The sequence below is a fragment of the Sporosarcina sp. P25 genome, assembly GCF_002743235.1.
GTDB classification, from domain to species: Bacteria; Bacillota; Bacilli; order Bacillales_A; family Planococcaceae; genus Sporosarcina; species Sporosarcina ureae_B.
Window position 1 is genome coordinate 133,736 of the sequence record NZ_PDYV01000008.1, and the last position, 8,640, is coordinate 142,375.

9 protein-coding genes and 11 tRNA genes are annotated in these 8,640 nt (G+C 42.4%); 6 read left to right on the forward strand and 14 right to left on the reverse strand.

Annotation, left to right across the window (positions count from 1 at the left end; all coding sequences use genetic code 11):
• Nucleotides 1-21: 21 nt before the first annotated feature.
• From CSV70_RS09215 to CSV70_RS09225, 3 genes are read left to right on the forward strand one after another with little or no spacing between them, the layout of a single operon-like run.
• Nucleotides 22-441, forward strand: coding sequence for a disulfide oxidoreductase (locus CSV70_RS09215; RefSeq protein ID WP_085131617.1), 420 nt, complete (start codon nucleotides 22-24; stop codon nucleotides 439-441).
• A 6-nt stretch (nucleotides 442-447) separates the two neighbouring features.
• On the forward strand, nucleotides 448-921 hold the full coding sequence (locus tag CSV70_RS09220; protein ID WP_085131618.1) for a thioredoxin family protein: 474 nt from the start codon (nucleotides 448-450) through the stop codon (nucleotides 919-921).
• 13 nt (nucleotides 922-934) lie between these two features.
• Nucleotides 935-1,777: an RluA family pseudouridine synthase gene (locus CSV70_RS09225; protein ID WP_085131619.1), complete on the forward strand. Its 843-nt coding sequence runs from the start codon at nucleotides 935-937 to the stop codon at nucleotides 1,775-1,777.
• A 104-nt stretch (nucleotides 1,778-1,881) separates the two neighbouring features.
• Here the strand turns inward: CSV70_RS09225 and CSV70_RS09230 are convergent, their stop codons facing one another.
• Complete coding sequence (locus tag CSV70_RS09230; RefSeq protein WP_099628631.1) at nucleotides 1,882-2,706, reverse strand: aldo/keto reductase; 825 nt, start codon at nucleotides 2,704-2,706, stop codon at nucleotides 1,882-1,884.
• A gap of 155 nt (nucleotides 2,707-2,861) precedes the next feature.
• Between CSV70_RS09230 and CSV70_RS09235 the strand changes: the two genes are divergently transcribed.
• A complete protein-coding gene (locus CSV70_RS09235) occupies nucleotides 2,862-4,160 on the forward strand; it encodes an NCS2 family permease (RefSeq protein WP_085131620.1) in 1,299 nt (432 codons plus the stop codon).
• Between the two features lie 258 nt (nucleotides 4,161-4,418).
• On the opposite strand, the gene trmL is transcribed toward CSV70_RS09235, so the two are convergent.
• Nucleotides 4,419-4,895: a tRNA (uridine(34)/cytosine(34)/5-carboxymethylaminomethyluridine(34)-2'-O)-methyltransferase TrmL gene (gene trmL, locus CSV70_RS09240; protein ID WP_085131621.1), complete on the reverse strand. Its 477-nt coding sequence runs from the start codon at nucleotides 4,893-4,895 to the stop codon at nucleotides 4,419-4,421.
• Nucleotides 4,896-4,909: 14 nt separating this feature from the next.
• Nucleotides 4,910-6,046 (reverse strand): tRNA epoxyqueuosine(34) reductase QueG, encoded by a 1,137-nt coding sequence (gene queG / locus CSV70_RS09245; protein ID WP_085133567.1) that lies wholly within the window; start codon nucleotides 6,044-6,046, stop codon nucleotides 4,910-4,912.
• A gap of 55 nt (nucleotides 6,047-6,101) precedes the next feature.
• On the opposite strand from queG, the gene CSV70_RS09250 reads away from it, so the two are divergent.
• Together CSV70_RS09250 and CSV70_RS09255 are read left to right on the forward strand one after the other, a co-directional pair.
• Nucleotides 6,102-6,809 (forward strand): B3/B4 domain-containing protein, encoded by a 708-nt coding sequence (locus CSV70_RS09250; protein ID WP_085131622.1) that lies wholly within the window; start codon nucleotides 6,102-6,104, stop codon nucleotides 6,807-6,809.
• Complete coding sequence (locus CSV70_RS09255; RefSeq protein WP_143560410.1) at nucleotides 6,803-7,318, forward strand: hypothetical protein; 516 nt, start codon at nucleotides 6,803-6,805, stop codon at nucleotides 7,316-7,318. Before CSV70_RS09250 ends, CSV70_RS09255 begins: the two co-directional genes overlap by 7 nt.
• Nucleotides 7,319-7,577: 259 nt before the next feature.
• Here the strand turns inward: CSV70_RS09255 and CSV70_RS09260 are convergent.
• The 11 genes from CSV70_RS09260 to CSV70_RS09310 form a co-directional block, all read right to left on the reverse strand.
• Nucleotides 7,578-7,658, reverse strand: a tRNA-Leu gene (locus CSV70_RS09260).
• A gap of 28 nt (nucleotides 7,659-7,686) precedes the next feature.
• Nucleotides 7,687-7,757, reverse strand: a tRNA-Cys gene (locus CSV70_RS09265).
• A gap of 7 nt (nucleotides 7,758-7,764) precedes the next feature.
• Nucleotides 7,765-7,839, reverse strand: a tRNA-Gly gene (locus tag CSV70_RS09270).
• An 8-nt stretch (nucleotides 7,840-7,847) separates the two neighbouring features.
• Nucleotides 7,848-7,919: transfer RNA gene (locus CSV70_RS09275), tRNA-Gln, on the reverse strand.
• Between the two features lie 4 nt (nucleotides 7,920-7,923).
• Nucleotides 7,924-7,999, reverse strand: a tRNA-His gene (locus CSV70_RS09280).
• Nucleotides 8,000-8,051: 52 nt separating this feature from the next.
• Nucleotides 8,052-8,127 (reverse strand) — tRNA-His (locus CSV70_RS09285).
• 25 nt (nucleotides 8,128-8,152) lie between these two features.
• Nucleotides 8,153-8,223 (reverse strand) — tRNA-Trp (locus tag CSV70_RS09290).
• Between the two features lie 3 nt (nucleotides 8,224-8,226).
• Nucleotides 8,227-8,311: transfer RNA gene (locus CSV70_RS09295), tRNA-Tyr, on the reverse strand.
• 8 nt (nucleotides 8,312-8,319) lie between these two features.
• A tRNA-Thr gene (locus CSV70_RS09300) sits at nucleotides 8,320-8,392 on the reverse strand.
• A gap of 7 nt (nucleotides 8,393-8,399) precedes the next feature.
• Nucleotides 8,400-8,475, reverse strand: a tRNA-Phe gene (locus CSV70_RS09305).
• Nucleotides 8,476-8,522: 47 nt separating this feature from the next.
• Nucleotides 8,523-8,598, reverse strand: a tRNA-Asp gene (locus CSV70_RS09310).
• Nucleotides 8,599-8,640: the final 42 nt, after the last annotated feature.

Consider the following 8,640-nt stretch of genomic DNA (forward strand, 5'->3'; position numbering starts at 1 on the left):
CCAATGGTAAGGAGATGCTCAATGAATAAAAAACAGGAAAACTGGCTCCTCTCCATGTGGGCCGTCGCGCTAATCGCTACACTTGGCTCTTTGTATTTCTCAGAAATCAAAGGCTATATACCTTGCACGTTGTGTTGGTACCAACGAATTTTCATGTATCCTATTGTATTAATCGGTTTGATTGCACTTATTCAAAAAAACATTTCGATTGCCTGGACTACAGCTTCATTCGCTTTCATAGGAGGGTGTATCTCCCTCTACCACTACGGTCTTCAGAAACTGGCTTTCTTACAAGACAGCGCTCCTGAATGCAGCGGGGCTTCTTGTACAGGTGCATACATCAATTATCTCGGCTTTATTACGATTCCTTTTCTTGCATTGATAGCATTTGCTTTTATTTTCATCGCAAGTCTTGTAATCTTGAAACAAACAAAGGAGTGAAACACATTGAAAAAATTACTAGCTATTGGTGGAATTATTGTCGCACTCTTCATTCTGATCATTGTCCTCAATAATAAATCCAATGAAACGAAGCTGGCTGACAATCCGTACGGTACAAATAATCTACAACAATCCACAATCGATTTATTAGACAATGAAAGTTATCAGAACGTCGAACTTCCTGAAGAAATCTTCAAAAAGATTGAAAGCGGCGAACCGACAACTGTTTATTACTTCAGCCCGGAATGCCCGCACTGCATAGATATGACACCGCGTTTGATGCCGATTGCAGATGAATATGGTGCACATGTCTATCAGTATAATCTGCTCGAGTACCAAGATCAGTTAAAACAGGAATACAATATTACATCATGGCCTACACTAGTCCATTATAAAGATGGAAAAGAACAAGGCAGAACAGTCGGCTCACAGCCTGATGATCAAATTAGAGCATTCTTTGATGAATTCGAAAGCAATTAAGGAGACTACGTAGATGACAAGTTTTCATTATACGACTGAACGACCCGGCGAGACGATCGAAAAATTACTAAGAGAACAATGGCAAGGTGGGAAGAAATCTGTTCACCAAATGCGCATGGATAAAAGTGTAACGGATACAGATGGACAACCAGTAGATTGGAAAGAACCCCTTCCTGAAGGCACGGAACTGATCTTCGGTTTCTCTGAAGCACAGTCTGCATACAAACCAGAACCGTCAAACTCCCTGCGTGTATTATGGGAAGACGAACATTTACTTGCGGTGCACAAACCTGCTGGAGTATCCGTACACCCGGAACACTTACCTGGTACTGGCACATTGATGAACGAAGTCATGGGCTATATTGAAGCAAAAAGCGGCACCTATGCAGAGCATATCCATCGATTGGATCAACATACGGCAGGTGTTTTACTTATCGCAAAGCATCCGCTAGCGAAAACAATGTTCGACCGGATGTTGGAACAGAATCAAATCGAACGATATTATACGGCTGAACTAGAAGGTCAGCTAAGAAAACCGCGCGGTACGATTAATATGCCAATCGGTAAAGATCGCTATCATGCAACAAAGCGTAGAGTATCACCATCCGGCCAATCTGCGGTCACGCATTTTAAAGTACTTGAACGTAAACCGGATACGACACTTGTTGAAGCACAGTTGGAAACAGGAAGAACACACCAGATTCGTGTCCACTTCTCCCATATGGGTCACCCCGTAGTCGGAGATCAACTGTATGGAAGCGAGACGATGTCAAGAGGACCTTATAAGCTAGTCGCTACAAAGGTCACTTTCACGCATCCCATTACGTCAGAGATGATTGTAGTAGAAACTGAATAAAACAAAACAGAGCTGTTCAAGAGGTCGTAAAGACCACTTGGACAGCTCTATTTTACTACTTAGAATGTTAACCGTGAAATATGGCAATGGTGTTGAATATACCTTTAAAATGAATCTGGATCCGTACCTGTCCGTTCATCACGGTTCAACGCATCGATAATCGCCATATCTGAAAGTGTTAATTCAAAATCAGCCACTTCACTATTTTCTTGAATACGATCAAATGACACAGACTTTGGAATAACGATCAATCCATTTTGGAGATGCCATCTGATGACGACTTGAGCGACAGTCTTCCCGTGTTGCGCAGCGATTGCAGTGAGTGTTGCATCTTCAAGAATCTGCCCTCTAGCCAAAGGACTCCAAGACGTGACCGCAATTTGATGTTCACGACAAAACAGCCGCAACGGTTCTTGAGTTAAACGTGGATGGAGTTCTATTTGATTCACCATAGGACGAATATTAGCAATCGTAAATATTTCTTGTAAATGTGACTCGTGATGATTGGAAACACCTGTTGATCGAATCAATCTTTCATCATACAGTCTTTCAATCGCGCGATATGTATCTACGTAACTGCTAGCAACAGGCCAATGTGTCAAATATAAGTCTAGATAATTCATATCCAATCTAGTTAATGTACGCTCGAATGCACGCAGCGTTTCATCATATCCTTGGTGATCATTCCACACTTTCGATGTCACAAAGAAGTCTTCACGCGCTAGACCGGTGTGACGGATCGCTTCCCCCACTGCTTGTTCATTATCATAAATAGATGCTGTATCAATTGCACGATAGCCTAGTGAAACCGCTTTCTCAACAGCTTGCATGGTTTGCTCAGGTTCTGTCATTTTATACGTTCCTAAACCGAACTGTGGCATTTGCACACCGTTGCTCAGTATAATCATCTGATCAAAAATCGTTGACATGAAAAATCCTCCTCTATAAACTCATAGTGCAATTGTACATTATTTAACAGAACTTATGAATGTTTTTTAAATATAACAGGTTGATTTCTTCTAAAAAAACGAATATTATTGTCTATGGACTTTATTATGTTCGTAATATAAGGAGAGAATACACAGTGTTCCAATTAGAGAAAAATCAAACGACAGTCAAAACAGAATTACTTGCAGGCATGACCACTTTCCTGACGATGGTCTATATCGTCATCGTCAATCCAATTATTTTATCTGAAGCCGGTGTTCCATTCGATCAAGTCTTTTTAGCCACCATTATAGCTACTGTGATCGGTACGCTTTGGATGGCCTTATTCGCAAACTATCCAATTGCTATTGCACCTGGAATGGGTTTGAATGCGTACTTTGCTTCCGTCGTCATCGGGTCTGACGGTCAACTCGACTACTTGACAGCTTTTTCTGCCGTCTTTATAGCAGGTCTGATCTTTGTATTATTATCGATGACTTCTTTCCGAGAAAAGCTAATTGAAGAAATTCCTGAAAATCTTAAACACGGTATCACGGCCGGAATTGGATTATTTATCGCATTCATCGGTCTACGTTTATCAGGATTAGTAGTTCCCCATGAGTCCAACATCGTCCAGCTCGGTGAACTTACCTCGCCTGCTGTATTACTGACATTGTTCGGATTGCTCGTGACTATTATTCTAATGAACCGCAATGTCTATGGTGCTATTTTTATTGGAATGATTGCAACAGGTGTTGTCGCATTCTTCACGAAGCAATTACAATTCGATGGTATTGTGAAAATGCCCCACTTGCCTGAAGGAGTTCTTGTATGGAATCCGGTACAGGCGATGCAAGATGTTATTTCTTACGGTTTATACGGTGTCGTGCTATCTTTTCTACTCGTCACTTTATTTGATACAACTGGAACGATGATTGGAGTAGCCAAGCAAGCTGGCCTCATGAAAGGTAATTCTTTACCTCGTGCACGCCATGCACTTCTAGCCGACTCAGTAGCCGCCACAGTCGGCTCAATGGTTGGAACTAGCCCAACATCCGCTTATGTCGAATCATCCTCTGGCGTAGCTGTAGGTGGGCGTACAGGGTTGACTACATTGACAGTTGCAGTACTATTCATAGCTGCAGCATTTTTCAGTCCTATCGTCAGTGCCTTATCCGGCGTCGCAGCCATTACAGCACCTGCTTTGATTATTGTGGGCAGTTTGATGATCGGTGCGGTGAAAAATATCAATTGGGATTCATTCGACGAATCATTCCCAGCGTTTCTAGTTATTTTGACGATGCCGCTAACTTCAAGTATTGCGACAGGTATCGCACTTGGATTCATCACATACCCGTTACTGAAGATTACAAAAGGGCAAGGTAAGCAAGTTCCTATGCTGATGTATATCTTCGCTGTTCTATTCACCTATCAGCTGCTATTCCTGCCTCACTAAGATTTGTTAGTAACCTGTCACATAAAACGACGAAGATTATTTCATTTATATAATTTTTACGGTATACTGTTAGAAGGACTATTGATTTTTTAGGAGGTACAAACAATGAGACTAATTCTAATTATGGCTGTTTGTTTTGCATTCTTGTCTGCAATCTTTACTGGCGGATATGAAAATAAGCCAGGCGAATCAAAAACGAATCAAATGAAGTAAATAGAAAAGGGATTGGCCATGAGCCAATCCCCTTTTTTTTATACATTACGTTAAGTGTGCAAAACCTTGTTGACGAAGTGCTTCATAAATAAGAATGGCAGCAGTATTCGACAAGTTCAATGAACGGATATGCTCATCGTTCATCGGGATGCGCAAACAACTCTCTTTATACTTATCCGTTATTTCATTCGGCAGCCCAGTAGTTTCTTTGCCAAACACAAAGAAAATATCCTTATCGGGATCTGAATAATCAAACGTGTCATAGCTCGTCTCTCCGAATTTTGTAATGAAATAAAACTCGCCTTCCGGATAGCTGTCTAGAAACTCTTGGATTCCTTCATGATACGTAATATCAACATGCTCCCAGTAATCCAGTCCAGCTCGTTTCAACATTTTATCTTCAGTAGAAAAACCAAGCGGCTTTATTAAATGGAGAGCTGTATCCGTACCCGCACAAGTACGTGAAATATTTCCGGTATTTGCGGGAATTTGCGGTTCAAATAATGCAACGTGAATCGTCATCTTACTACCTTCTTTCAATTAATATGCAGCAGTTGCATAGCCTGTGTAATTTCACTTACTACAAACTCATCTTCTTCTATGAGCAAGGCTTCTTTAAGCACCTCATGCCCTTCTGTCGTGCCGATTTCCCCAAGTGCCCATGCCGCTGTTCCTCTGATCATGGGTCGTGGGTCTTCTTTTATTAATCTAGTTAGTTCCGGTATCGCTGATTCATCCTTAAAATGAGCCAATGCAATCAATGCATTTCGTTGAATTGGATTCTTTCCACGCCAAGAGCCTGACATATGGCCATACTGTTCTTTAAATTGCCGGTTTGATAATGATAATAGTGACAGCAACAAAGGTTTAACGAGCTCAGGCTCAGGCGTGAATGCCAGTTGGTGCGTGTGATTCAATCCTTTGTTTTTCGGACAAACCGTTTGGCATGTATCACACCCATACAATCGATTTCCAATCTTGTGCCGGAATTCTTCAGGTACAGGTTTTTTTGTTTGTGTTAAAAATGCAATACAACGCTGAGCATCTAATTGCCCCGGCTGTATAATCGCACCCGTTGGACAAACATCCAAGCATAAATTACAGTCTAGACATTGATCTTCCATCGGCTCATCTGGTATAAACGGCAGATTCGTAATCATCTCGCCCAGATAGACATAAGACCCGAACTCCGGTGTAATAATTGAGCAGTTCTTAGCCGACCAACCAATCCCCGCACGTTCTGCTACTGCACGATCTACAAGCTCTCCTGTATCCACCATAGAACGAAGTCGTGCATCCGGTACTTTAGTAAGAATGAATAATTCTAGCTGTGCTAGTTTGTCACGCAATACCGTATGGTAGTCTTCGCCCCAAGAAGCCCTACAAAACATACCCCTGCGCTCCCCTTTTTTTCCACGGGGACTATCCGACATTTTCGAGGGGTATGCAACTGCAATGGCAATGATACTTTCTGCTTGATCCAGTAATAATAAAGGCTCCGTTCTTTTCTCTATATCGGGCTCTTCAAAGCCGGATTGATAATTCAATCGTTGCTGTTGTTTCAGACGATCCTTCAATTTCACAAACGGGGCCGCTGTCGTAAAACCAATTTTGTCTATTCCAATGGACGCCGCAAACGTTTGTATTTCCTGTTGTAACTGAGCGACATTCACCATTCCCCGCCTCCCTTATGATAAGATGAAGTAAAATTACAAGCAGGTGATACTGATGCAACTTACTATTGATTCCTCTATATTCACGAAAATCCCAGATTTTAAATTAGGCATAATCTATTATAACAAAACAATCGTCTCCGCATCACCTCAGATGCTAAAAGGACGACTACAATTATTTCAAGAACAACTGTATTTCGAACTACTGGACAAAGATTTCGCGGATTTCAATGGTCTAGCGGAATGGCAATCCATCTGGGCGACTCTCGGAGCAGACCCATCGACTAAGCCACCAGCCCTTCAATCACTCTTACAACAGATTCAAGATCGTCACTATACCTCTTCCTTCCATAGTGCAGAAGATCTGAATACTTTCTTTTCCTTGCAATACGAAATCCCGACAGTTATTTATGATGCAGATAAAATAGCCGGTGATATTATGTTGTCTATCGGCACCAATCGCGATGGCTACGAAGGATTGAATAATCAATTCAATACCTTTGAAAACATCTTACTTCTAAGCGACGGATATAGTGCGTTTGGTAGCCCATATATTGATTCTATACGAACAGCCGTAACCGAGGAAACAGAAAACATCATTCAATTACTTTTCATTCGTCCTTCATTGGATTCCGACAAAGCTCGACAATTAGCTGAAGCTTGCGGTAAAATGTTCACTAGCATAAACGGTGGAGACTATATAAGTTCTGTATTGGATAGTAGGAATTCTAACTTTATTCTAACAAACGAGGTGGAATCATGAATATTACATTAGCTGAAGGAATTAAATTAAAAAGTATTCTATCGAAGCAAATCCGTGAATTAGAAACAGAAGCCCAACGTGTCGCTTTCATAACAGTTGAAAAAGGTGCACCACGTCCCATAATCAGCCGGAAATTAGAAGACGTAGAAGCCGAGATGGAACAAGTCAGAACAGATCAACGCAAACTAGACTATCTCATATATGTAGCAAACAGCACCAATACAGTGGAATTCGAAAACAAACAAATACCATTAGTTGAAGCGATTGAACTCGCTATCCAATTACGTGCAAAGTCTTCTTACTATAAACAGTTCTCTTTAGCGAGCAAAGAAGAAATACAATATGGCTTTGCCGAATCCACTACGATTTATCGTGTAGCATTGTTTGATCCAGAACAATATCGTCTAAGAGCACAACAAGCAGAAAAAGCCGCACACCAACTATCGAATCGTATCAACATGAAAAACTACACTATCGTTCTTGACTTTGATGGTGCTAATTACTTTTAACCTCAAAAAGGTGAGACTCCTTTTTGAGGCATAGAGTGGGGAATATGAACACAAACTTGCTAAAACCAATTACTCGTTACCCTTTACACATTGACCAATGACCTATTACCAACCATGTCCATGGCAATGTCCCCTTACTGAGTAACACCCTTTCATATTTCTCCTCTATGGCCTGCTGCCTGTCATTTCGACAGGCAGCAGGTATTTTTATATTTTTTCAATAAAAAAGAACACAGCATATGCTGTGTTCTTTTGATGATACCCGAGGCCGGACTTGAACCGGCACGCCTCGCGGCATCGCATTTTGAGTGCGACGTGTCTGCCATTCCACCACTCGGGCACGTGTAAAGTAATTATATAAAATTATAAGGCGGCAACCGGAATCGAACCGGTGGTAAGGGTGTTGCAGACCCGTGCCTTACCGCTTGGCTATGCCGCCAACATAGTGGAGCGGAAGACGGGATTCGAACCCGCGACCCCGACCTTGGCAAGGTCGTATTCTACCACTGAACTACTTCCGCAAAACTGACTGGGGTAGCTGGATTCGAACCAACGAGTGACGGAGTCAAAGTCCGTTGCCTTACCGCTTGGCTATACCCCACTAATGGGGCGGACGAGGGGAATTGAACCCCCGAGTGTCGGAATCACAATCCGATGCGTTAACCACTTCGCCACGACCGCCATGTTATGATTACTTACAATATAGTAATGAGTGTTAATTCTTTTAAATATATGGGGCGGACGAGGGGTATCGAACCCCCGAATGTCGGAATCACAATCCGATGCGTTAACCACTTCGCCACGACCGCCACAATAATTATTTATTTAAAAATACAGGGGCAGTAGGAATCGAACCCACACCAAAGGTTTTGGAGACCTCTATTCTACCGTTGAACTATGCCCCTAAATGGTGGTGGGGGACGGATTCGAACCGCCGAACCCGGAGGGAGCGGATTTACAGTCCGCCGCGTTTAGCCACTTCGCTACCCCACCAGTAAGGATGCCGGCGAAAGGACTTGAACCCTCAACCTACTGATTACAAGTCAGTTGCTCTACCAATTGAGCTACACCGGCATATAAATGGTGGCTCAGGACGGAATCGAACCGCCGACACAAGGATTTTCAGTCCTTTGCTCTACCAACTGAGCTACTGAGCCACATTTTTTATTTTTAGAAAGACGCTTTTCGAAGCGTATGTATAAAATGGCGGTCCCGACGGGAATCGAACCCGCGATCTCCTGCGTGACAGGCAGGCATGTTAACCGCTACACCACGGGACCTTGGTTGCGGGGACAGGATTTGAACCTGTGACCTTTGGGTTA